A 23,611-nucleotide genomic window follows, 5' to 3' on the forward strand; every position below is an offset into this window, starting at 1 on the left:
GGCGTTACTCGGAGTCCGCCCCCGTCGAGGCCGGTCGACTCGCCTGCCCTGAGCAAGGGTACCGAGTGGGCCGTGAGCGACGTTCAGCCGATATTGCCGCCCTCGCGCCACGGCTGCGGATGCGGCCCCTCGCCGCCGACCACGCGGGCGCCGGGGACCGGGCCGGTGGCCGTGCGCACGCTGCGGCTCACCCCGGCACCGGCCAGTTCCGCCGCCACCTGGACGGCGGATTCCTCCGATTCGCACAGGAACGCACACGTCGGCCCTGAGCCGGAGACCAGGCCGGCCAGTGCGCCGGCGCTCACCCCGGCCCGCAGGGTGCGGCGCAGTTCGGGCTTGAGCGACACCGCCGCCGCCTGGAGGTCGTTGCCGAGCAGCGGGGCGAGTTGTTTGGGATCACCGGAAGCCAAGGCCTGCATGAGTTCCTGCGGTGCGCCGAGGCGCGGCGGATCGCCGATCTCACGCAACCGGTCCAGCTCGTGGTAGACGGCCGGGGTGGACAGTCCGCCCTTGGCCAGCGCGATCACCCAGTGGAAAGTGTTGCGCGACAACACCGGCAGCAGCCGCTCGCCGCGTCCGGTGCCGAGCGCGGTGCCGCCGTGCAGCGAGAACGGGACGTCGCTGCCGAGTTCGGCGGCCACCGCGGTGAGTTCCTCGCGGGAAAGACCCAGATCCCACAGTTCGTTCAATCCGACCAGGGTGGCGGCGGCATCGGCGCTGCCACCGGCCATGCCGCCGGCCACCGGGATGCCCTTGCTGATCGAGATCTCCACCAGCGGCGCCCGCCCGGCCAGATGGGCCAGCCGCACGGCGGCCTTCCACACCAGATTGGTGCGGTCGGTGGGCACCTCGCCGGCGCCCTCACCGGTGACGCGCACCGTCAGCGAGGCCGCGGGCGCGATCTCGAGATCGTCGCTGAGCGACAGCGCCTGGAACACGGTGGTGAGATCGTGGTACCCGTCGGGGCGCAGGTCACCGACTCCGAGATGGAGGTTCACCTTCGACGGCGCACGCACGGTGACAGGGCTCGGCACAACGGACAGCACGGTGCCCAAGCGTAACGGGTGATCACGACAGGTGCGCGCGGCGACGGCTTGCGCTAGATACCCCGAGGGGGTATGTTCGTTTGCGTCGGGGATACCCCCAGACCGTATTATGAACACCGAGCGAAGGAGTGGGACATGGCCACCAGCACTTACACCGTCACCGGAATGACCTGCGGGCACTGCGTCAGCTCGGTGAAGTCCGAGATCGGCAAGATCGACGGCGTCACCAGCGTCGACGTCGACCTGGCGTCGGGCCGCGTCTCGGTCGACAGCACGGCGCCGCTGGCCGACGCCGATGTCGCCGCCGCGGTCGACGAGGCCGGTTACGCGATCGCGAGCTGATGTCGGATCGCCGCAGGTTCGCCGCGGTCGGCGGTGCGCTGCTGCTGCTGTTCGGCGTCGCGCTCGGAATCGGCGCCCTGGTGGGTGACCAGACCGAGCCGGCGCCGGACCAGCAGACCACCGCGCCCGCCGACCAGGCGCCCGGCCTCACCGACCAGGCGAACGGCTACACGCTGTCCGAGATCAGCGCACCAGCGGCGCCCGGGCAGCCCGGCACGCTGCGATTCCACATCACCGGCCCCGACGGTGCGCCGGTCACCGATTTCAGCACCCAGCACGACAAGAAACTGCACCTGATCGTGGTGCGCAGCGACACCACCGAATACCGGCACGCCCATCCGGAACTGGCGGCCGACGGCACCTGGTCGATCGACTGGACCTGGAACGCACCCGGCACCTACCGGGTCTTCGCCGACTTCGTCCCCGCAGGCGGCCCCGGCAATCTCGTACTGAGCCGGACTGTCCCAGTGGCGGGAACCGTAGAGCTGCAACCACTTCCGCCGCCCTCGCGCACCGCGAACGTCGACGGATACACCGTGACGCGCACAGGGGAGCTGAGCACCGCGGGCGGCGAACTGCGCTTCGACATCACCCGGGACGGCGTCCCGGTCACCGATCTGGAACCGTACCTCGGCGCCTACGCCCACCTGGTCGCATTACGTAGCGAGGACCTGGCCTATCTGCATGTGCATCCGCAGGGCGAGGTGGGCACGTCGGCGCCGGGGCCGCAGGTGAGCTTCCACGCGCAGGCTCCGAGTGCGGGTGCATATCGGCTGTACCTGGACTTCTCGCACGGTGGAGCGGTGCATACGGCCGAGTTCACGGTGGAAGTTCCCGGTGCGGCACCGGCGTCCGGTGAGCACGGCGGGGGTCATCGCTGATCCGTGGGCGCGGTGGCGCGGCGCTGGATCCGGCGCATCGGATCCGCGAGGCGAGCAGCAGCGCCCTGCGTCGTCGGCACAGAGTTGATCTCGGGCCGCCGGCCATCCTCGATTCACCCCGCGAGCCGGTCGATTCCGGCGTCTCGGAGGTACCCGCCGCTCGGCGATCAGCCCTGAGCTGCCAACCGGACGAATGCCGCGGTATCGAGCGTCTCCCCGCGTGCCGTCGGATCGATGCCCGCCGCCGTCAGTCGGCGCTCGGCTTCCGCGGGCGAGCCCGCCCATCCGGACAGCGCCGCCCGCAACGTCTTCCGGCGTTGCGCGAACGCCGCGTCCACCACGGCGAACACCTTCGCGCGGTGCTCGGCGTCCATCGGCCACGGCGGTTCGGTGAAGCGGTCGATGCGCACCAGGCCCGATTCCACCTGCGGTACCGGCCAGAACACCTGACGGCCGACGGCACCGGCGCGGCGGACGGTGCCGAAGAAGCCGGCCTTCACGCTCGGCACGCCGTAGATGCGTCCGCCGGGAGTCGCCGACAGCCTGTCGGCCACCTCGGCCTGCACCATCACCAGCGAGGTGGTGATGCTCGGCAGTTCGGCCAGCAGGTGCAGAAGGACGGGCACCGCCACGTTGTACGGGAGATTGGCCACCAGGGCCGTCGGCGCGGCGGGCAGATCACCGGCCCGCACACGCAAGGCATCGGCCTCGACGACGGTGAGGTTCGCGCTCAACTCCGGTGCCCGATCGGCGACGGTGACCGGCAGATGCTTCGCCAGCACCGGATCGATCTCGACCGCCACCACCGAATCGACCACGTCGAGCAGCGCCAACGTCAGCGAACCGAGGCCGGGCCCGACCTCGAGCACCGTATCGTCACGCCCCACTCCGGCCGCGGCGACGATGCGCCGCACGGTATTCGCGTCGTGCACGAAGTTCTGCCCGAGCTGTTTGGTCGGCCGCACACCGAGCCGTTCGGCCAGCGCCCGCACTTCGGCGGGACCCAGCAGCGCGGCACTTCCGCGGGCGGAGATTTCGGCATCGGACACCCGATGAACCTACCAACCCGCAGGTTCCCGGCCGCCCAGGCGGGAGCCTACGTGTGACCTGGGCCCTGCGGGACGATCGTCAGCCCTTCATCCCCGCGAGGAACGCATCGATCGCCGCCCACATCTGCTCATCGACCTGACCGTGCTCACCGGTCCCGATCACCGTCCGGAAGTCGACCCCGTTCGCGGCCAGCTGCGCGATCAGGGCGGCGTGCAGGGGCGAGGGCACCACGGTGTCGGTCGCGTTGGCCAGCATCAGGATCGGCGCGTCGTAGCCGCGCACCGGGACCGCCATGTAGTCGGTCAACGCGGTACGCATGGGTTCCTCCGACAGCGGGCGGGCCAGCAGCTCACCGATGCTCAGACCGTCGACCCGTTCGATGATCCGGTCCAGGCACATATCGCCGACTTCATCCAGCACCGTGCGGCCCAGCGGGGTGAGGTACTGGTCGACGGCGATATCGGGCCGGGCCTCGCGCAGGCCGGCGAGGATGCTGACGACGAAGCTCAGCGCGTCGTCCACCACCGGCAGCTCCGGGATGTTCGGCCCGGCCAGCGGCAGCAGCTTCTCCACATCCGATTCCGGGTCGACGGCGATGGTGCCGCGGAAATCCAGCTCCGGCGCATACGTGGACTGAAGGTGGCCGGTGCCCAGCGCCGCCTGTCCGCCCTGCGAAATGCCGAAAGCGGCCCACGTGGACGACAGTTCGGGGTGGGTGGCGCGGACCGCGCGGATCATGTCGATGGTCGCGGTGGCCTCGGTGCGCAGTTCCAGGTAGGGGTGCGGGCCGGTGTCGAAGGTGCCGAGGCCGAGGTAGTCCGGCGCGACCACGGCGAAGCCCTGCGCCACGAGCCGCCGCAGCAGCTGATCCTGACGGTCTTGCAGCCGGGGGAACGGCGCGGTCTTCGGGGTGGACATGCCACCGCAGCCCATGCCGAGGCCGCTGGTGCCGTGGTCGTAGGCGATGATCGGCCAGCCGCCGGGCGGCGGGGTGCCCTCCGGGAGCAGCAGCGCGCCGCTGGCCGGGCGCGGGGTGCCGTCCGAGCCGCTCATCCAGTATTCGACGACCGAGCCGCCGCTGACGCCGTGCCAGCCGTCGGGCTGGGCGGTCACCGAGATCACCGATCCGGCCGGGGCGGCCGTGGCCGGGGCCTGCGCGGTGGCGAGCACGGCGGCGGCCGACACGGCGACGGCGAGCGTCGTCCGCGCGGCGGCGTGCAGCAGATTCATCGAACTACTCCTCTGCCCCGACCCACATGTCACAAATCTGGACGAGTGTACGACAGCGCGGGAGTTCTCGATGGACGACGAGCAGCGACCGGCCCCGGATATGCCGCGAGCGCCACTATGTCGTCGGAAGTGGCGCTCGCGATATCCGGGCCTGTCTAGCTCAGGCCCAGACGACTGGTGCAGGACGGCCAGGCGCCCCAGCCCTGCTTGGCGCGGGTCACCTCGGCGATGGCGATCTGCTCTTCGCGGGTGGCGAGGTCGGCGCGGGGCGCGTACTTGAGCCCGCCCTGGCGCTCCCAGGTGCTCTGGTCGAACTGGATGCCGCCGTAGTACCCGTTGCCGGTGTTGATCTTCCAGTTGCCGCCGGCCTCGCATTTGGCCAGCGCGTCCCAGATGTCGCCGTTCTGCACCGGCGGCACCTCGGTGCCGGGCTTGGCGCCCTTGCGGACGGTGCGCGGCTGGGCGGGCACCGTGACCTCGGAGGAGATCTCCCGGCGCGCCACCTCGGTGCCGTTGACCAGGGTGACCTCGAAGGTGACGTCGTGCACGCCGGGCACACCCGGGTTCTCCACCACGGTGCGGCTCATGTTCATGGTGGGGTCTTCGATGACGTTCTCCGGCGGCGCCAGCGGCAGCGTCTCGGTGCGGGTTTCGAGCTGCTTGCGGGTCACCGCGATGCGCATGCCGTCGGCCAAGCGGGTGTCGGCGGACGGTTCGACGACGTCGTGCTCGCGCAGCGGGGCACCGGCGAGGGCGAGCAGTTCGCCGACCGTCGGCGCGGCCAGTCGCAGCTGCTGCGGGGCGGCGGTGCCGTCGACCAGCGAGACCGTGCGCGGTGTGGCGACGGTGAGCGCGCCACCGTCGAGGGCCAGCTCCTGGCTGCGGCCGCGATGGACGTAGGCGTCGGCGACGATGCCCCATTCCTCCAGCGCCGCGCCCGCGGTGCGGGCGGTGGTCCAGACCCGTTCGGTGTGACCGTCGAGGGTCAGTTCGATCTCCCGGCCCCGGTCGAGGGTGATGGTGGCGCCGTCGCTGACCGCGGCGTCGGGCGCGGGGGTGACCTTGTCGCGCTCACTCACCTGGTAGCCGGCGTCCTTCAGCACTCCGCGCACATCACGCGACATGGAGGTCTGCGTGGATTTCGCGCCGTCGACCACGACGGTGACGGTTTTGCGGTTCACGATCGCCATGGCGGCGCCGACGATCAAAATCATCAGCAGCGCCGCGATCGCCGTGTACAACAACGGCGACCGAGACGAGTTGATCCTCGCGAATGGGGACATGGTCACAGGACGATAACGAACACATCCCCCGCGAACAACCACGCGCCGTGGAGCAGCAATTTTTCACATTACGATCAGATATAGACGGCGCTGGTAGATCACAAACCTCTACCGATAAGTGATCTGGAACACATTTTTATTCGAACCGGGAAAAACGGTCAGAATCGGTAAACCCGGCGCGCATTCGCGGTGCTGATTTCGGCCAATTCGGCGGGATCCTGACCACGCACTTCGGCCAGGGCCCGCATCGTGTACGGCAGGCAGTACGGCTCGTTGGGCGCGCCGCGGAACGGATGCGGCGTCAGGTACGGCGCGTCGGTCTCCACCAGCACCAGCTCGTCGGGCACCACCTTGGCGGCCTCGCGCAGCTCATGGGCGTTCTTGAAGCTGACCGTCCCGGAGAAGCTGAGCAGGTAGCCCTCGGCCACGCAGGCCAGCGCCATGTTCGTGTCGGAGGAGAAGCAGTGGAAGATCACCGTCTCCGGCGCGCCCTCGTCCAGCAGCACGGTGAGCAGGTCGTGGTCGGCTTCCCGGTTGTGGATCATCAGCGGTTTGCCGGTGCGTTTGGCCAGGTCGATATGCCAGCGGAAGCCCTCGACCTGGGTTTCGATATCGGCGCAGCCGTCCAGCTTGCCGGGCCAGTAGTAGTCCAGACCGGTCTCACCGATGGCGACCACGCGCGGGTCGGCGGCCAGCCGCTCGAGCTCGGCCTTGGCGGCGTCGTCGAGGGCGTTGGCGCGGGTCGGGTGCAGCGCGACCGCGGCGTAGACCCGCTCGTCCCAGTGTGCGGCCCGCACCGCCCACTGCGCGGCGGCGAGATCGTCGGCGACGGTCACCACCTGCCCGACGCCGACCGCGGCCGCCCGGTCCACCACCACCTTCACCGACGCGGCATCACTCGCACCGCAGGCATCCAAATGGGTGTGCGCGTCGACCAGCGGCGCCAGCGGTTCGGGCGCGTCGGGGGCGGGTCGCTTGGCGCTCATCGAAGCCCACCGCCCGTCGCGGCGAACCGGCGGTGCGCTGAGGGGATATTCACGCGGAGGTCGGATGGCACGCGCATTACAGTAGATGCACCATGATGAGCGAGCGCAGCGAGCGAAACTTCTACATCACCACGGCCATCGCGTATCCGAACGGTGCGCCGCATATCGGGCACGCCTACGAGTACATCTCGTCGGACGCCATCGCCCGGTTCAAGCGCCTCGACGGCTACGACGTGTTCTTCATGACCGGCACCGACGAGCACGGCCAGAAGATGCAGCAGGCCGCGGCCACCGAGGGCATCCCGGTGGAGGAGCTCGCGGCGCGCAACTCGGATGTGTTCGAGCAGCTGCACAAGGCCCTCGACATCTCCTTCGACCGGTTCATCCGCACCACCGATGCCGACCACGAGGTGGCCAGCGTCGCGATCTGGGAGCGGATGCTCGAGGCCGGCGATATCTACCTCGACAACTACTCCGGCTGGTACTCGGTGCGCGACGAGGCGTTCTACACCGAGGAGGAGACCACGCTGCTCGACGACGGCAGTCGCGTCTCCACCGAAACCCAGACGCCGGTGGAGTGGACCGAGGAGTCCAACTTCTTCTTCCGGCTGTCGAAGTACCAGGACAAGCTGCTCGAGCTGTACGAGACGCATCCGGAGTTCATCGCGCCGGCCACCCGCCGCAACGAGATCGTCAGCTATGTCAAGGCGGGGCTGAAGGATCTGTCGATCTCGCGCACCACCTTCGACTGGGGTATTCCGGTGCCCGGCCATCCCGATCACGTGATGTACGTGTGGGTGGACGCGCTCACCAACTACCTCACCGGCGTCGGCTTCCCCGACACCGAATCGGCGGCGTTCCAGCGCTTCTGGCCCGCCGACGTGCACATCATCGGCAAGGACATCACCCGCTTCCACACCGTGTACTGGCCGGCGTTCTTGATGTCGGCGGGTGTGCAGTTGCCCAAACGCGTGTTCGTGCACGGGTTCCTGTACAACAAGGGCGAGAAGATGTCGAAGTCGGTCGGCAATGTGATCGACCCGCTGGCGCTGATCGACACCTACGGCCTGGACGCACTGCGCTTCTTCCTGCTGCGCGAGATCTCCTACGGCCAGGACGGCAGCTACAGCCACGAGGCGATCGTCGGCCGGATCAATGCCGACCTGGCCAACGAGTTCGGCAATCTGGTGCAGCGCAGCCTGACCATGGTCGCCAAGAACTGCGATGCCATGGTGCCCACGCCGGGCGAGTTCACCGACGAAGACCGCGCCCTGCTCGACCGGGCCAACGGCCTGCTGGAGCGCTGCCGGGCCGAATTCGACGCCCAGCAGCTGCATCTGGCGCTGGAGGCGATCTGGCTGACCCTCGGTGAGACCAACCGCTACTTCTCCGCGCAGGCGCCGTGGGCGTTGCGCAAGTCCGGCACCGAGGAAGATCTGGCCCGGATGGCGACGGTGCTGTACGTGACCCTCGAGGTCGTGCGCATCGTCGCCATCCTGGTCCAGCCGGTGATGCCCGGTTCGGCGGCCAAGATCCTCGATCTGCTGGCGGTGCAGGACCGGACCTTCGCCGATATCGCGACGCCGCTGGTGCCCGGGGTGGCGCTGCCCGCGCCGGAGCCGGTGTACCCGCGTTACGTCGAGCCGAAGGACTGAGCGCTCAGACCCAGCGCGCGAGCAGCCGCTTCGCTTCGGCGGCGAGCGCGTATTGCAGGTAGGGGCCGAAGCTGATCCGGGCCACACCCTGATCGGCGAACAGCACCTTGTCCGCCTCGGCGGGCAGCCCGATGGCGTTGACCGGCAGCGGAAGTTCGCTGGTCAAGCGGCGCATATCGGCATCGGAGTGGCGGCCGACCGGGTACAGCACGTCCGCGCCCGCGTCGGCGGCCAGGCGCAGGCGTTCGATGGCGCGGTCCATCCGGTCGGCCTCCTCGCCGACCTTGCGCAGGAACAGGTCGGTGCGCGCGTTGACGACCACGTGCACCCCGGCCGCGTCGGCGAACTGACGCAACCCGCGCACGAAATCGGCGTGTTCCTCCGCGCCGCGCAGCCGTCCGCCCTCGCCGTGCACGGTGTCTTCGATATTGAGCCCGACCGCGCCCGCACCCAGCAGCCCTTCGATCAGCTGCGCCGGTTCCAGCCCGTAGCCCGATTCGATGTCCACCGATACCGGCACGTCGACCGCGCCGGTCACCTGCCGCACCCGCGCCAGCAGCTCGTCGAAACTCATCCCTTCGCCATCGGCGCGCCCCACCGAATCCGCGACCGGATGGCTGCCCATCGTCAACGCCGCGAACCCGGCCTCGACCGCGAGATTCGCCGACCAGGCGTCCCATACCGTCGGCAGCACCACCGGATCACCGGGGCGATGCAGTGCGAGTAGTTCCTTGGCCTTGTGCTCGAGAGAGGTCATGGGTCGATCATCGTGGGATCACCGGCATTGCGCACGCGCACGCGGTCCGGCCCAGGTCGCCTCGCGTGCCGGGTCGGCGGGAACCGTTGGCGCGGGACCAGCGCTCAGGCGTCGATCTCCCGGCGCGCGGCCAGAACCGCGTCGTAGAGCTCCTTGCGGGAAACGCCGGTGGTGGAGGCGATCTCGGCGCACGCCTCTTTCAGGCGAACGCCTTCCTGCACGCGCGCTTCGACCTCGGCGACCAGATCGGCGGGTTCGGCGGTGCTGGGCCGGGCGCCCTCGATGACGACGGTGATCTCGCCGCGCGCACCGTCGACGGCCCAGGCGGCCAGCTCCGCGAGGCTGCCGCGCACGACCTCCTCGTAGGTCTTGGTCAGCTCCCGGCAGACGGCGGCGCGGCGATCCGGTCCGAGGATCTCGACGGCGTCGGCCATGCAGTCGGCCAGCCGATGCGGGGCCTCGAAGAACACGCAGGCGCGGGATTCGGCGACCAGGGTGCGCAACCATTCGCGGCGCTGCCCGGATTTGCGCGGCGGGAATCCGTCGAAGCAGAACCGCTCCACCGGAAGCCCCGACAGTGCCAGCGCGGTGGTGACCGCCGACGGGCCGGGCAGGCAGGTGACCGGCAGCTCGGCCTCGACGCAGGCGGCGACCATGCGGTATCCGGGATCGCTCACCGATGGCATACCGGCGTCGGTGACCAGCAGGACGGTCTTGCCGGACTCGATCTCCTCCAGCAGCGCGGGGATGCGCGCGGTCTCCACATGGTCGTAGAAGCTGACCACGCGCCCACTGATCTCGACGCCGAGCGCCTTGGCCAGCGATCGAGTGCGGCGGGTGTCTTCGGCCGCGACGACGTCGGCGGTGGCCAGGGCGTCGCGCAGCCGCTGGGACGCGTCACCGATATCGCCCATCGGTGTCGCCGCCAGCACCAGCCGGCCGCTCACCGTCGGCCCGCCCGGACTGCCCCACTCGTCACTACCCGCACCCTGGCAGCGTACGGGCCCGGGTGGCATGCGCCCGAATGCGGCGGACGAAGGGACCGCCCCGATACCACCTCCGGGACGTGCAGCACGCGCGCCCGGCAAATACAGCGTACGAGGGCGCACAGCATACGATCGGGTCGTGACCCAGGTGACCGACCAGCGCTCCGTCGCGCCCTCTCGGCCGATACGTTCCTGGTCGAGCCCCGCGCCGCTGCGCCCCTCCCCCGATTTCGGGCCGCTGGACACCGCCCGTGGCTGGCTGGTGACGGCGTTCCTGACCGCGCTCGCGGCGGTGACCCGGTTCACCATGCTCAACTACCCCACCGATGGCGGCACCCCGGTCTTCGACGAGAAGCACTACGCGCCGCAGGCCTATCAGATCTTGAAAGGCGGCGGGGTCGAGGACAATCCCGCCTACGGCCTGGTGGTGCATCCGCCGGTCGGTAAGCAGCTGATCGCTTTCGGTGAGGCACTGTTCGGATACAACGGGTGGGGTTGGCGTTTTTCGGCCGCCTTGGCCGGCACCGTGCTGGTGCTGCTGGTGATCCGGATCGTGCGCCGGATGACGCGCTCGACCATGATCGGCGCGATCGCGGGCCTGCTGTTGATCGCCGACGGCGTCACCTTCGTCTCCTCGCGCATCGGCATGCTCGACATCTTCCTGGCGTTGTTCGCGACGGCCGCGTTCGGTTGCCTGATCGTCGACCGGGATCAGGTGCGCGAACGCATCGCCCGCGCCGACGCCGAGGGCCGCATCGGCGACAGCCCGTTCGGCCCGCGGCTCGGGGTGCGCTGGTGGCGGTTCGGCGCGGGCGTGCTGCTCGGCCTGGCCTGCGGCACCAAATGGTCGGGTCTGTACTTCATCGCCGCGTTCGGGCTACTGAGTGTGTTCTTCGACCTCGCCGCGCGGCGCGCCTACCGGGTGCGCAGGCCGTGGGTAGGCACCGCGCTGCGTGATGTCGGACCCGCGCTCTACGCGCTGGTGCTGGTCCCGATCGGGGTCTATCTGGCCACTTACTGGGCTTGGTTCGCCAGCGAGACCGGATTCAGCCGGTGGGCCGTCGGCAACGAGGTGGGCCGGGGCGGGACCTTCTCGTTCGTCCCCGACGCCCTGCGCTCGCTCTGGTATTACGGCGCCAAGGTGCTGGAATTCCATGAGGAACTGACCAATTCGGCCGGTAACCATCACCCCTGGGAGTCCAAGCCGTGGACCTGGCCGATGGGGCTGCGGCCGATGCTCTATTACTACGCCGACTCCGGCGTCACCGGCTGCGGCCAGAACCAGTGCGTGAAGGCCGTGATGCTGGTCGGTACGCCGGCCATCTGGTGGATCGCGTTCCCGGTGCTGGCGTGGGCGTTGTGGCGCACCATCGTGCGCCGCGACTGGCGCTACGCCGCGGTGCTCACCGGCTACGCCGCCGGTCTGCTGCCCTGGTTCATCACCCTGGACCGGCAGATGTATTTCTTCTACGCCGTGGTGCTGGCGCCGTTCCTGGTGATGGCGGTGGCGCTGGTACTCGGCGATATCCTCGGACCCGCCCGCCGGGTTCCGGTGCCGCGCGGGCCCACCGGCACCTTCGTGGCCGCGCCGCCGACCGAGCGCTACCGGCTCGGACTGCTCATCGTGAGCCTGTATCTGGGCCTGGTGATCGCGAACTTCATCTGGTTGTGGCCGATCCTGACGGCCATGCCCATCACGCCCGGCAACTGGCAGGACCACCTGTGGTTGCCCAGTTGGCGCTGACGGTCAGCTCTCCAGCGCCGCCTTGACGTAGCGCAGCGCCGCGTCGTCGTCGAGGCCGAGCCTGCGCACCGCGGCCACGTATTCGGTGGCGGCCCGGCCGGCCTGATCGCGGGTGGGATCGCCGGAGGAGGCGATGAACGAGCCGAGCCTGCCCCGGGTTTCGAGCACGCCGTCGGCTTCCAGTTCGCGGTAGGCGCGGGCGACGGTGTTCGGCGCGAGCCCGAGCTGGGCGGCCAGCGCGCGCACGGTGGGGATCTTGGTGCCCGCCGTCAGCGTGCCCGCGCGCACCTGGGCGACGATGCCGAGCCGCAACTGTTCGTAGGGCGGCACGGCGGATTCGTGCGACACGGTGATTTCGAGCATGGCCCCCAGCTCACAGATCATCCCGGGACAGCGGGCACGACAGGCAGCGCGGACCGCCACGGCCGGAACCCAATTCGGATCCCGGGATGGGCAGTACCTCGATGCCGGCGTCCAGCAGCCGGGCATTGGTCATTTCATTGCGTTCGTAGGCGATCACGACACCCGGCCGCAAGGCGAGGGTGTTGTTGCCGTCATCCCACTGTTCCCGTTCGGCGGTGACGCCGTCCAGTCCGGTGTCGATCACCCGCAGTTTCCCGATGCCCATGGCGTCGGCGGCCGCGGGCAGGAACGGGTCGGGTCCGCGCATGGTGACGGTGCCGCCGTGGTCGTAGTCGTCGCCGCGCTGAATGGTGAACGCGGCCAGCGTTTCCCGCACCGCGGAGTACATGACCACCGCGTCGGTGTCGACCATGGTGCACACGGTGTCCAGGTGCATGGTGGCGCGGTTCTGCGCGATGGGCACCACCAGCACGGTGTGGGCGAGGTTGTCGTCGAAGAGGCTGCGCGCCAAGGCTTCCGCCCCGGCCGGTGAGGTGCGCTCGCCCACGCCCACGGCCAGCACACCGGGCGCGAGCAGCAGCACATCGCCGCCTTCGATGGGCGCGGTATGCGATTCATAGGCCCGGCGCACGCCGAGGAACCGCGGGTGGAAGGCGTAGACGAGGTCGGTCAGCGAGGTCTCGCGCATCCGGGCGGGCAGGGCCAGCGCGGTGATCGCCACCCGCGGGCCGACCCAGAACGAGGAGTCGCGGGTGAACAGCAGATTCGGCAGCGGATCGATGACGAAATCGCCGCCGTGATGCATCCGGCGCACCAGCGAGGTGTGATCGGGCCCAAACGGCAGTTCGTCGAAGGTCATGCCCGCCATGAGGATCTCGGCCAGCTCCCGGGCCGGCACGCCACGCAGATGGGCGGCGAGTTCGTCGGCCAGGCTGTGGCCGAGCCTGCGGGCGTCGACGGCGGCGGAGATGCCCTGGATGCGCGCGGCCCCGCTGACGGCGAGGGTCTCGGCCAGCAGATCGGCCAGCAGCAGCACCTCCACTCCGCGCTCGCGCAGCACCCCGGCGAAGGTGTCGTGTTCCTGCTGGGCCCGCTCGACCCACGGGATGCCGTCGAAGAGCAGTTGGTCGTTGTTGCGCGGGGTGAGCCTGCGCAGCTCGTTGCCCGGGCGGTGCAGCAGCACCGTGCGCAGGGTGCCGACCTCGGAGGTCACCGCCAGGCGCGGCGCGGGCGTGGGTTCGGTGCCGGGGTCGGTGTCCCATCCGTCACCGGGAATCGGGCCGCTGCCGGGGCCGGCCGGTACCGCATCTGTTCCCATGTTCCGACCGTAGTTGGCTGCGGCCCGGAGAGCACGGAATTGCCCGGTGGTGTTTGCGGCCGGCGTGTGGCGATTCGCACCCGCGCACCGGAGAACCTGAAGTAGGGTTGAGGTAAAGGAGGAGTGCCGAATGACGACAGCAGATTGGCGAGCCAAGGAGCTGACCCCCGGTCAGCTGTCCGAGCGTAGCGGAGTAGCGGTCTCCGCGTTGCACTTCTACGAACGCGAGGGGCTCATCTCGAGCCGCCGCACCAGTGGCAACCAGCGCAGGTACACCAGGGAAACGCTGCGCCGGGTCGCTTTCATCCGCATCTCGCAGCGCGTCGGGATACCGCTGAGCGAGATCCGCGACGCCCTCGACCGGCTGCCGGAGGGCCGCACCCCGACCCGGCGCGACTGGGAGACGCTGTCCACCACCTGGCGCGCGGATCTCGACGAACGCATCACCCAGCTGGTGCGGTTGCGCGACAACCTCACCGGCTGCATCGGCTGCGGCTGCCTGTCACTGGGCAGCTGCAAGATCGTCAACGAGTTCGATCACCTCGGCGACGAGGGTCCGGGCGCGCGGGTGCTCGATGTGCACCTCAACTGCCCGGACGGCGTGGACGTCAGCGGGAATCCGGCGTGCGCAGAGAATTCCGCAGCCTGCTGAACTGCACATTGCCCGCCCGCATCAGCAGCTCGTACGGGAAGGCGAACTTGCGCTTCCACCAGTAGCCGAACCGGATGTCGAACGAGGTGTAGACGATGAACCGGTTGCGCTCGATACCGCGCAGGATCGCGGTGGCCACCCGTTCGGGGGCGACGGCGTGGCTGGTGAATCGCTTGACGAGCTTGCGGACCCGCGGATCCTCCTTGTCCACCCCGACCAGCTCGAAGCTCTGCACCAGTGGCGTGTTCACCGCGCCGGGCGCGACCAGATGCACCGAGATACCGTGCTGGGCCAGCTCGAAGCGCAGCACCTCCGACAGCCCGCGCAGGCCGTATTTGCTCGCGCTGTAGGCGGCGTGCCAGGGCAATGCGAGCAGCCCCGCCGCCGACGACACGTTGACCAGCGCGCCGCCGCGTCCGGCCCGCACCATCTCCGGGACGAACGTCTCGATCACATGGATCGGCCCCATCAGGTTGACGTCGACCATCCGCTGCCAATGCCGATGCTCGAGGTGGTCGACGGTGCCCCACACCGACGTGCCCGCCACGTTCATCACCACGTCCACGCTGCCGAACCGGTCGTGCACGTCGGCACCGAAGGCGGCCACGGCCTCGTGATCGGTGATATCGAGCGGCGTCGCGACCAGCACCTTGCCGCCGTCGCGTTCGATATCGGCGACCGTGGCCGCCAGCCCGGCCGCGTCGATATCGGTGAGCACCAGTTCGGCGCCCTGCGCCGCGGCGGCCAGCGCGGTGGCCCGGCCGATCCCGCTCGCCGCGCCCGTGATCACGGTCTTGGCGCCCTGCACCGTCGTCCTGCGGCGTGCCCGTACCCGGCCCATCGATCCCACTTCCGATTCGTTCGTCCAACAGCGGATGTCAGCCGGACACTACCGATCCGCACGGGGTTGGGGAACGATTCGCTCATCCACCGAGCACAGCGAGCATGCCCGCCACCGCCGCCGGCCAGGTGAACTGCTCGGCGCGGCGACGGGCGGCGGCGCGCCGACCGGCCGGCGGCAGGGCCAGGACCTCGGTGACGGCGTCGGCGAAGGCCGAGGGATCGTCATCGGCGACGGCGCCGCAGTCGGCCGTGACGATATCGGCCAGCGCCGAGGACCGGCTGGCCACCACCGGCGTGCCCGCGGCGAGCGCCTCGAGCGCCGCCAGCCCGAATGTCTCGTGCGGGCCGGGCGCGAGCGAAACATCGGCGGTCGCCAGCAGTTTCGCCACCATGGAGCGGTCGGCGATGAAGCCGGTGAAATGCACGGCCGGCAGTCCACCCGGCAGCGGCGGCAGCGCCCGCGCGCGCCGGTGCAGGGCGTCGCGACGCGGTCCGTCGCCGGCCACCACCAGCCGGGCCTCGACCCCGGACTGGCGCAGCTCGGCGACCGCCTCGATGCTGCGATCGACGCGCTTTTCCACCGAAAGCCTGCCGCAGTGCACCAGCAGCGGATGGCCGGGCACCCCGAGGTCGGCGCGCAGGCCGCGGTCGGCGCGGCGCGGGCTGAACAGTTCCAGATCGACCCCGAGCGGCACCAGTTCGACGTTCGGCGCACCGATCCGCTCGAACTCCGCGCGCGCGAAATCCGTTGTGCACACCACCCGGTCGTATTGGTCGGCGGTGCGCCGGTTGGCCACGTCCGCGCACCGGCGGGCCAGCGCACGCGGCATGATCTGGCCGAGCAGCCGGTCCAGGCGCTCATGGGAGATCATCACGCTCGCGACATCGCGGCGCCGGGACCAGCGGCCGAAACCGCGCAGCGTCAGCCGGTCGGACACCTCGAGTACGTCCGGTCGCAGCCCGCCCAGCACGTCGGCCACCCGCCGGGGATCTGCCGCCCGATAGCCGCCGGTCCCCGGAATCGCCAGGGCGGGCAGGGTGATTCGCATGACGCCGGTCGGCAGCAGTTCCTCGCCTCGGCGCGGACCGGGCACGATCAGCACCACCTCGTGCCCGGCCGCCACATAGCCTTCGCCGAGATGATGCAGTGCGGTGCGCAAACCACCCGACCGCGGGCCGTAGAAGTTCGCCAGCTGCACGATGCGCACGCCGCCGATGGTGACGCGCACCGGGTTACCGCCGGAACCGTCCCGACGAACGGCACGTGAACAGGGGTGAAAGAACCCGCCAACCCGGCGGCAGGCCGCTCAGCGCGCGGTCAGATTCCGGTCGACGCGCGGCAGGTCCAGATCCAGCGGGATCCGCCCGGCGGCCAGATGCTGTTCGACCTCCTCGGCGGGCATGGGCCGCGCGATCAGGAAGCCCTGGGCCCGGTAGCAACCCAGCCCCACCAGGGTGCGCGCCGCGACCGGCGTCTCGACGCCCTCGCCGACCACACCGAGTCCAAACGAACCCGCCAGCCCGATGATCGACTTCACGATCGCCAGATCGTCGGTGCTGGCGCCCAGCCGCTGCACGAAGCCGCGATCGATTTTCACCGCGTCCACCGGCAGTGCCTTCAGATGCGACAGCGAGCTGTAGCCGGTGCCGAAATCGTCGATGGCGATCTGCACGCCCATCCGCTTGAGCCCGCGCAACGTGACCTGGGTGCGGGCCAGGTCCTGGACCACCACGTGCTCGGTGATCTCCAGGCAGACCGAACTACCGTCGATGCCGAACATGCGCAGGATGTCTTCGATGCGTTCCACGAAATCCAGGCTCACCAGCTGCACCGGCGAGACATTGATGCGCATCACCACATTCGCGGCCAAACCCTGTCTGCGCCATTCGGCGAACTGCGCGCACGCCGAGCGGATCACCCAGCGGCCCAGCTCACCGGCCAGATTGGTGGCCTCGGCGACGGTGACGAACGCGCCCGGCGGTAGCAATCCCCTGGTCGGATGCAGCCAGCGCACCAGCGCTTCCATGGCCACGATCCGGCCGGTGCGCAGATCCACCTCGGGCTGGTAGTGCAGGATCAGCGAGCCGTCCGACACCGCGCCGCGCAGGTTCAGCTCCACATCGTCCTGGAGTTCGAATTGCGCGCGCATGGCGTCGGTGAAGATGGCGACGCCGTTGCCGCCGCCGGATTTCGCCGACAGCAGCGCGTGGTCGGCGCGGCGCAGCACGTCGGCCACCGTGGTCTCACCCGGGATACCGACCGCGACGCCGATGCTGGCGGCCCGGCTCACCGACTCACCGCCGACGGTCACCCGGCGCCCGATGAGCTGCTGGATCCGGCCCGCCTCGTGTTCGGCGGCCACCGCGTCCATCGGTTTGGCGGGCACGATGACGAACTCGTCGCCGCCGAGGCGGGCGATCATGTCGTTCGGGTCGAGGTTCTCCCGCAGCCGGGTGGACAGGCTGCGGATGAAGTTGTCGCCCGCGGTGTGGCCGAGGAAGTCGTTGAGCGCCTTGAGCCGGTCCAGATCGAGGAAGAACGCCGCGACCGGGCCCGGGCTGCCCTCGCTGAGCCGGTGTTCCATGTGCTCGAGCAGAGCGCGGCGGTTGGCCAGGCCGGTCAGATCGTCGTGCAGCGCGATGTAGCGCAGCCGCTCCTCGGCCACCACCCGGGCCTGGAGCTGGGCGAACAGCGCCGCGATCGCCTTGAGCACATTGAGTTCGCGGGTGCTCCACTCCCGGTCGCCGACCTTGATGAAGCCGAGCAGGCCGGTGGACTGTCCGCGCGAGACCAGCGGCACCGCCGCCGAGGTGACATTCGGCAGCCCGGAGGCGCGCTGAATGGTCTCCTGGTAGTCGGCGTCGGAGCCGGTGACCAGGAACGGCTCGGTGGCGTGCTCGAGGGCGCGGAACACCGAGTCGGCGTGTTCGAAATAGACCACCCGCAGCGGGTCCGGATCGGGGACGTTGGCCCGGTGCGGCCATTCCGCCACCAGCACCGTCGCCCGGCGTTCGGTATCGGTATGCCGGACGTAGCTGAAATCCACATCGAAGTATTCGACCAGCGTGGCAAGGACCTTCTCGGTCGCCGACACCATCGTCGTGGCGTCGACACCCATGAGCTCCGCGGCGACCTCCGTCACCAACGAGTCGAGCGTCCGCCGAGGCACTTTGTCTCCGATCGCGCTAACTGCGGGTGTCCGCGCCAGGCACCGGTCGCCGCCTGCTGCGCACACCGGCCGCGGCCGCGTAGCTCAGGCGAAGAACCAACGCCATGGTCTCATGTTCCGGCACTCCCAGTAGGTCCAGGAAACAGCCTTGAAGTGACGCTAGTGTATCCGCGTACGCGGGAGAAATCGCGTTCGAGTCGCGCTCACGTCGCGAATAGAGGAACACCGGCGACATCGGTTGCACCGCCAGACCGCTGCGCTGAGCCTGGATCCAGACCCGCTCCACGGCCCCGCCCGCGCGCACATATCCGGCCAATGACCTTTCATCTGTGCCGGGCGGATCGGCGAACGTCACCGCGACGATCGCCGAACTCGAGCGCACCCGATCGCGGGCGTAATCACCCAGCGCGGACCCGGCCGACCAGCTGTGCAGTTGCGCCATCACATCGGCGCGTCGGCCGATCTGCATGGCCGCCTGCTCGTCCGGTGCGAGCTCCAGGGTGCGGACATCGATGCCGGTATCGAGGTCCTCGGTGGACCAGCGCAGCTCGGCGAACATCTGCTCGTGCAGCAGCGGGGTGAGGTAGCGGATGCGGTCGGATTCGGCCAGCAGCTCGGCCGCGCGGTCGAGGCCGTCGCGGTCGGTGACCATGCGCAGGGTTGCGCCCTCGGCGGCCGCCGCGGCCGACAGGCCGGTGAGTACGTCGGCGGGGATGGGGGCGCGGTTGCCGAGCCTGCGGTTGGTCTCGCGGGTCAGCGTCAGCGGATAGTCGGCGGCCGGGGCATGGGCGGGCTGCCCGGTGCGGCGCAGGATCGCGGTGACCGGCGCGTCCGGGTCATCGGATTCGACGATGTCGCAGGCACCGAGCCGGTCGTGGGCGGCCGCGGCGACCCGCGCGTTGTACAACGCGGCACCGAGTGCCACCGCGCTGCCGCGATAGCCGACGTCCATGGCGGTGGTGGCCGAGGGATCGAGCGCGAGCCGGATCTCGTCACCCTCGGCGGACAACATCCACGGCTGCACATTGCCGCCCGAGGGCGCGCGCTGGGCACACGCCAGGATGCGCTGCACCGGATCGGCGGGGTCGGGTTCGGTGCGGTCGGCGTCGAGGTTCCAGTCCAGCTCGTCGGGCGGTGACGGTTCGGCGAGCGCGTCCAGATCGCATTCCAGATCCACCCGGGTGCGCCCGGAGGGCAGCTTTTGACCGAGCCCGATCCGGCGGATGGCTGTCGTGACGCTGGCGCCGCCGAGCATCACATCGCCGGCCAGCTGCGGCCAGCTGCTCAGGGTTTCCCCGACCTCGACCATGCTGGCCGCCATCCGCGACGACAGCTCGGCCGGCCCCATCAGCGCGACCACGTAGGGCGCCTTGTCGCGAGTGGACAGCCCGCGCAGATCGCCCGCGGCCACACCGCCGAGCAGCCCGTGGAAGGGCAGGCGTTGCGGTTCCAGGTCGTAGCGTTCGACGTCGAGCAGGCCGCGATCGCTGGTTTCCATGACCACCGGAATGCGATGGCGGCGGGCGGCTTCGCGGACGACGAGTTTGATATCGAGCGAATCACACTCCTCCACCACGACCGACAGTCCGGAAACGAACTGCTCCACCGAATCCTCGTCGACGCCGTCGCGGTAGACCTCGACCGGCAGATACGGATCGAGTTCGGCAATCCGGCGCGCGGTGACCACGGCTTTGTTGGCGCCGATATCGAACAGGCTCGCCGGTACCCGATTGAGATTGGACAACTCGAGCACATCGAAATCGGCCAGCCGCAGCGATCCGCAGATACCTTCCAGCGCAATCGTGTACGCCACCGCATGGCCCACGCTCTGGCCGACGACGCCGATCGATAGCTCGCTCAGCCTGCGCTGTTCGGAGCGGGTGAGCTTATTGCGATTGCGGTCCAGGCGAATGGCGCGCAGCGTCTGCGGGCCGGGCAAACCGAGCACTCGGCGCCGCCACGGATAGTAGATCCAGCGATCCGATTCCGGGCCTTCCTCCCGTTCCAGCGGATCGCTGAGTTCGGCGAACTCACGGTCCAGCAAATCGCGCAGATCGCGGAATTCGATATCGCCGCGGGCCCGCAGTTCCGCCAGCACGCGGGCATCTCCCGGGTGCTGCGGATCCAGTATCAACGGCCGATATTCCACCCCCGGGTCACCCTCACCGGCCATAGCCGAACCGACTCTCCGATCTGCGTTCCCGGCCGCGGCGCACCCGCTCGAGCGCGCCGTCGGCCACACCCATATCTCGCAGTTCATCGCACATCAGCAGATACTGCAACCGATCGGCGAACATCCGGTACATCCGGCTGTCCCACCAGATCGGCACGGTCTGATACCGCTCGTCGGGGTAGGGCACGGCGGGGATCAGATCGGCGGTGACACCGCCGCTGCCACGATGGCGTCCGGTGGTGAAGGAGGCCACGGTGGCGAATCCGTAGCGGACGCCGAGGATGCGCGGGGTGTGCGCGATGCAGCGCGAGATCGCCGCGCCGAGCGCCCGGCGGTTGGGGACATCCCGGCCCACCCAGGCGCCCCGGGACTCCACCACGCCGCGTGGTATCCGGCGAGCAACCATGTCGCGCAGTTCTTGCTCGCCGGGGCGCCCGGACCAGGGCGCGAGCGAGCCGACGTCCTCGGTGCCCAGATACGGACCCTGCGCGCGGACGCCGGCCACGACCGCACCGGTGCTGTCGGTGGCGGCGAAGAACATCGTGGTGGAGCGGCCATCGGCGACCGCGTCGTATTCGAGGGCGGACTCGACCCGGAAGTGCCGGTAAACATCCAGCGCACCGTGCAGATATCGATCCCACAACTGCGGATCGGCGGCCGGGGTGGTCGCGGTGAAGTCGCATCCGGAGACGATGTCGTGAAATCGCAGCGACGAGGTGCTGCAAGTTTCAACCAGGTCGACGGCGATCGTTTCGACAGCCATGACGTTCCTACTCTGTTGCTGCGTGCGCGCACACAGTGATCGAACCCATCAGACAGACTCACCCGTCGCCCCGAACGCGGAGTGAGTACGTCATGGGCAGTATGGGTCATCGGGGCCAGAATTGACTAGATATCTGGTTAATCTTCCGAAAACCAATTTTGCGTCCGGAAAAACCCGCAGGTCAGGCCGCTCACGTCCGGATACTGGGAGAGAAACGAGACCGGTTGGTACGTGTCCAGCAAACGAGTGGCAAGCTACACCAGAATGGATATGAACAACTCCACCGAGTGCGGGCCGTGCCAGATCTCGATCTCTTCACGGTAAGCGCGGGTGATCTCGGCCGATGCCGTCGCGTCGTCGACCTGGGCCCACACATCCTCGACCGGATCGTGGTAATCGCCATTGGGCACGAACCGCGCGTAGACCCCCTTGGGCACACGCACCAGCACATCACCGATCTGCGCGGCCTCCGGCACCGGATACTCGAAACCGACCAGGGCGTTGTAGGTCTCGGTGGGATCGGGCACGTACACGGTGAACATCGGCCCCTCGGCCGCCCCACTGCCCGCCGCCCGATCGCGCAGGCGGTCCTTGAGGAATTCGATCAGCTCGCTGTTGCTCACCTTGAAACTCGGCCGGACCCGCGGCACCACCAGGCCGCCGTAGATCGCCTCGTTGCGCACGACGATGGAGTAGCTCATCGCGGATCGACCGCCAGGTAGAGATCGATCTTGTACGCGTGCGGATAACACTCGAAGTCGCCGGTGAAGGTGCGTTTGATCTGCTTGTGTTCCTCGGCGTAGGCGATCTGGGTCCACAGGCCGGTCATGATCTGCGGGAACTCACCCACCGAGGAGAAGCGCGCGTAGGTGCCGCGCGGCAGCCGGGCCACCAGATGGCCGCGGGTGACCTGGTCGAACGATGAGCACTGATAGCCGACGATCTGGGTGTTGTAGGTGCCCAGTTCGGCGGAGTAATCGGTGTAGGCGCTGGCCAGCGGCCCACCCAGATCGTGGTGCAGAACCGCCGCCCACGCGGCTTCCAGGTCCTGGTCCCGCAGTTCCCGCAGCGCACGCTTGGGGCTGCGCACCGGAAGCCCGGCAACCCACGTCTCGTCCCGCTCGACGATTTCAAACTGCATGGAAAGACTCTTTCGAGATGAATCCGGGGGCAAAAGTCCGCATCCGGTCGGCCAGAACCGTCATGCTATCAACCGTTGCCGTGTCCGCCGGTCACAAGATCGTTTCGTGCACTCAGTGTTCAACTGGACATTTGCACAGGAAACCCCGTGGCGTGTGATCGAATTGGTGCGTGTGCCGCAGCATCGCCGAGCTCGACGAAACGCTGACGCACTGCCGGGCCTGTCCCCGTCTGGTGGCGTGGCGGGAACTGGTGGCGCGGGAGAAGCGGGCCGCGTTCCGGGACTGGACCTATTGGGGCCGCCCGGTACCCGGATTCGGCCCGGCCGACGCGCGCATGCTGATCGTCGGTCTCGCACCCGCCGCGCACGGCGCCAACCGCACCGGGCGCATGTTCACCGGCGACCGCAGCGGTGAAGTGCTGTACGCGGCGATGTACGGGGTGGGTCTGGCCAATCAGCCCACCGCCGTCAGCCGCGACGACGGCCTGCAGCTGCACGGGGTGCGGATCGCCTCGCCGGTGCGCTGCGCTCCCCCGGCCAACAAGCCCACACCGGAGGAACGCGACAACTGCCGGCACTGGCTCGATACCGAATTACGGCTGCTGGCACCGACCCTGCGCTCGATCATGGTGCTGGGCGCGTTCGGCTGGCAGGCCCTGCTGCCGGTGCTGGCCGATGCCGGCTGGCAGATCCCGCGGCCGCGGCCAAAGTTCGGGCACGGCGTCCATGTCGAGCTGGCCCCCGCCGAGCCTGGCCGGGATCCGCTGCACCTGTTCGGCTGCTACCACGTCAGCCAGCAGAACACCTTCACCGGTCGCCTGACCCCCGCCATGATCGAGGACATGCTCGTCCGCGCCGCGACCGCCGCCGGGTTATCCGCGGGCCGGTAGTTTCGGGGGAACCCGAGTACGGCCGAAGGGACACGAAGACCATGCCGGACGATCCCGTCGCAGTCCTGCGGCGCTGGCACGACAGCGGCGCCATCTGGCGCGTCACCGCCCGCCGTTCCGATTCGGTCACCATCACCTTCTATCCCTGCACCGGCGGCGAAGAACTCGACCGGCTCACCTCCTCGGACCCGGCGCTGCTGCGCTATGTCGCCGGCCGCGACAGCAGCGAGGACGCCGACCGCGACGCACCCGAGCGCAGGTAACGGACTCATCCCAGTCGCGCGCCATCGTTGACCCGGTCCGGGCGGTCGGCCATGATCACCACTACCTCGGTGGTC

Annotated in this window: 23 protein-coding genes; 7 read left to right on the forward strand and 16 right to left on the reverse strand. The window is 69.2% G+C overall.

The features are described 5' to 3' along the window. Positions 1-83 precede the first annotated feature (83 nt). Positions 84-1,046: a 4-(cytidine 5'-diphospho)-2-C-methyl-D-erythritol kinase gene (locus NOCYR_RS23385; RefSeq protein ID WP_048834413.1), complete on the reverse strand. Its 963-nt coding sequence runs from the start codon at positions 1,044-1,046 to the stop codon at positions 84-86. Between the two features lie 135 nt (positions 1,047-1,181). On the opposite strand from NOCYR_RS23385, the gene NOCYR_RS23390 reads away from it, so the two are divergent. Both NOCYR_RS23390 and NOCYR_RS23395 read left to right on the forward strand, forming a co-directional pair. Next, positions 1,182-1,388, forward strand: a complete 207-nt coding sequence (locus tag NOCYR_RS23390; protein ID WP_014352892.1) for a heavy-metal-associated domain-containing protein — start codon at positions 1,182-1,184, stop codon at positions 1,386-1,388. Next, the gene (locus tag NOCYR_RS23395) at positions 1,388-2,269 is read left to right on the forward strand and encodes a hypothetical protein (RefSeq protein WP_014352893.1); all 882 of its coding nucleotides are present in this window, start codon (positions 1,388-1,390) and stop codon (positions 2,267-2,269) included. The genes NOCYR_RS23390 and NOCYR_RS23395 overlap by 1 nt, the downstream gene beginning before the upstream one ends. Before the next feature lie 167 nt (positions 2,270-2,436). Here the strand turns inward: NOCYR_RS23395 and rsmA are convergent, their stop codons facing one another. The 4 genes from rsmA to NOCYR_RS23415 all read right to left on the reverse strand — a co-directional run bounded on the left by rsmA (position 2,437) and on the right by NOCYR_RS23415 (position 6,818). Beyond that, positions 2,437-3,318, reverse strand: coding sequence for a 16S rRNA (adenine(1518)-N(6)/adenine(1519)-N(6))-dimethyltransferase RsmA (rsmA, locus tag NOCYR_RS23400; RefSeq protein WP_014352894.1), 882 nt, complete (start codon positions 3,316-3,318; stop codon positions 2,437-2,439). A gap of 79 nt (positions 3,319-3,397) precedes the next feature. Further along, complete coding sequence (locus NOCYR_RS23405) at positions 3,398-4,549, reverse strand: alpha/beta fold hydrolase (protein ID WP_014352895.1); 1,152 nt, start codon at positions 4,547-4,549, stop codon at positions 3,398-3,400. 155 nt (positions 4,550-4,704) lie between these two features. Next, positions 4,705-5,832: a resuscitation-promoting factor gene (locus NOCYR_RS23410; protein WP_048833641.1), complete on the reverse strand. Its 1,128-nt coding sequence runs from the start codon at positions 5,830-5,832 to the stop codon at positions 4,705-4,707. 158 nt (positions 5,833-5,990) lie between these two features. Continuing rightward, entirely contained in the window at positions 5,991-6,818 is an 828-nt protein-coding gene (locus NOCYR_RS23415; protein ID WP_014352897.1) for a TatD family hydrolase, read from the reverse strand. 92 nt (positions 6,819-6,910) lie between these two features. Here NOCYR_RS23415 and metG point away from each other — a divergent pair, with 92 nt between their 5' ends. Beyond that, positions 6,911-8,473, forward strand: coding sequence for a methionine--tRNA ligase (gene metG, locus NOCYR_RS23420; RefSeq protein ID WP_014352898.1), 1,563 nt, complete (start codon positions 6,911-6,913; stop codon positions 8,471-8,473). 4 nt (positions 8,474-8,477) lie between these two features. Here metG and NOCYR_RS23425 read toward each other — a convergent pair whose 3' ends face one another. Both NOCYR_RS23425 and rsmI read right to left on the reverse strand, forming a co-directional pair. Continuing rightward, positions 8,478-9,230, reverse strand: coding sequence for an isocitrate lyase/PEP mutase family protein (locus NOCYR_RS23425; protein ID WP_014352899.1), 753 nt, complete (start codon positions 9,228-9,230; stop codon positions 8,478-8,480). A 104-nt stretch (positions 9,231-9,334) separates the two neighbouring features. After that, positions 9,335-10,177, reverse strand: a complete 843-nt coding sequence (gene rsmI, locus NOCYR_RS23430) for a 16S rRNA (cytidine(1402)-2'-O)-methyltransferase (protein ID WP_014352900.1) — start codon at positions 10,175-10,177, stop codon at positions 9,335-9,337. A 178-nt stretch (positions 10,178-10,355) separates the two neighbouring features. Here rsmI and NOCYR_RS23435 point away from each other — a divergent pair, with 178 nt between their 5' ends. After that, positions 10,356-11,960, forward strand: a complete 1,605-nt coding sequence (locus NOCYR_RS23435; protein ID WP_014352901.1) for a dolichyl-phosphate-mannose--protein mannosyltransferase — start codon at positions 10,356-10,358, stop codon at positions 11,958-11,960. 3 nt (positions 11,961-11,963) lie between these two features. Here NOCYR_RS23435 and NOCYR_RS23440 read toward each other — a convergent pair whose 3' ends face one another. Then, the gene (locus tag NOCYR_RS23440; RefSeq protein WP_014352902.1) at positions 11,964-12,323 is read right to left on the reverse strand and encodes a GntR family transcriptional regulator; all 360 of its coding nucleotides are present in this window, start codon (positions 12,321-12,323) and stop codon (positions 11,964-11,966) included. A gap of 10 nt (positions 12,324-12,333) precedes the next feature. Further along, the gene (gene arcA, locus NOCYR_RS23445; protein ID WP_014352903.1) at positions 12,334-13,641 is read right to left on the reverse strand and encodes an arginine deiminase; all 1,308 of its coding nucleotides are present in this window, start codon (positions 13,639-13,641) and stop codon (positions 12,334-12,336) included. Between the two features lie 130 nt (positions 13,642-13,771). On the opposite strand from arcA, the gene soxR reads away from it, so the two are divergent. Then, positions 13,772-14,293, forward strand: coding sequence for a redox-sensitive transcriptional activator SoxR (gene soxR / locus NOCYR_RS23450; RefSeq protein ID WP_014352904.1), 522 nt, complete (start codon positions 13,772-13,774; stop codon positions 14,291-14,293). Here the strand turns inward: soxR and NOCYR_RS23455 are convergent. The 7 genes from NOCYR_RS23455 to NOCYR_RS23485 form a co-directional block, all read right to left on the reverse strand. Then, positions 14,250-15,134, reverse strand: coding sequence for an SDR family oxidoreductase (locus NOCYR_RS23455; RefSeq protein ID WP_048833642.1), 885 nt, complete (start codon positions 15,132-15,134; stop codon positions 14,250-14,252). The two genes, soxR and NOCYR_RS23455, sit on opposite strands and share 44 nt — an antisense overlap. Before the next feature lie 82 nt (positions 15,135-15,216). Then, the gene (locus NOCYR_RS23460; protein WP_048834415.1) at positions 15,217-16,344 is read right to left on the reverse strand and encodes a glycosyltransferase; all 1,128 of its coding nucleotides are present in this window, start codon (positions 16,342-16,344) and stop codon (positions 15,217-15,219) included. 99 nt (positions 16,345-16,443) lie between these two features. After that, complete coding sequence (locus NOCYR_RS23465; RefSeq protein WP_014352907.1) at positions 16,444-18,279, reverse strand: putative bifunctional diguanylate cyclase/phosphodiesterase; 1,836 nt, start codon at positions 18,277-18,279, stop codon at positions 16,444-16,446. Between the two features lie 43 nt (positions 18,280-18,322). Further along, positions 18,323-20,479: an Rv1355c family protein gene (locus tag NOCYR_RS23470; RefSeq protein ID WP_052315510.1), complete on the reverse strand. Its 2,157-nt coding sequence runs from the start codon at positions 20,477-20,479 to the stop codon at positions 18,323-18,325. Further along, positions 20,469-21,242, reverse strand: a complete 774-nt coding sequence (locus NOCYR_RS23475; RefSeq protein ID WP_014352909.1) for a hypothetical protein — start codon at positions 21,240-21,242, stop codon at positions 20,469-20,471. Before NOCYR_RS23475 ends, NOCYR_RS23470 begins: the two co-directional genes overlap by 11 nt. A 254-nt stretch (positions 21,243-21,496) precedes the next feature. Continuing rightward, complete coding sequence (locus NOCYR_RS23480; RefSeq protein WP_014352910.1) at positions 21,497-21,943, reverse strand: effector binding domain-containing protein; 447 nt, start codon at positions 21,941-21,943, stop codon at positions 21,497-21,499. Continuing rightward, positions 21,940-22,383 (reverse strand): GyrI-like domain-containing protein, encoded by a 444-nt coding sequence (locus NOCYR_RS23485; RefSeq protein WP_014352911.1) that lies wholly within the window; start codon positions 22,381-22,383, stop codon positions 21,940-21,942. The genes NOCYR_RS23480 and NOCYR_RS23485 overlap by 4 nt, the downstream gene beginning before the upstream one ends. Positions 22,384-22,553: 170 nt before the next feature. On the opposite strand from NOCYR_RS23485, the gene NOCYR_RS23490 reads away from it, so the two are divergent. Next, on the forward strand, positions 22,554-23,273 hold the full coding sequence (locus NOCYR_RS23490; protein WP_014352912.1) for a uracil-DNA glycosylase: 720 nt from the start codon (positions 22,554-22,556) through the stop codon (positions 23,271-23,273). A 41-nt stretch (positions 23,274-23,314) separates the two neighbouring features. Then, positions 23,315-23,536, forward strand: coding sequence for a hypothetical protein (locus tag NOCYR_RS23495; protein WP_014352913.1), 222 nt, complete (start codon positions 23,315-23,317; stop codon positions 23,534-23,536). The last annotated feature ends 75 nt before the right edge of the window (positions 23,537-23,611 follow it).

This window comes from Nocardia cyriacigeorgica GUH-2 (assembly GCF_000284035.1).
Lineage (GTDB): Bacteria > Actinomycetota > Actinomycetes > Mycobacteriales > Mycobacteriaceae > Nocardia > Nocardia cyriacigeorgica_B.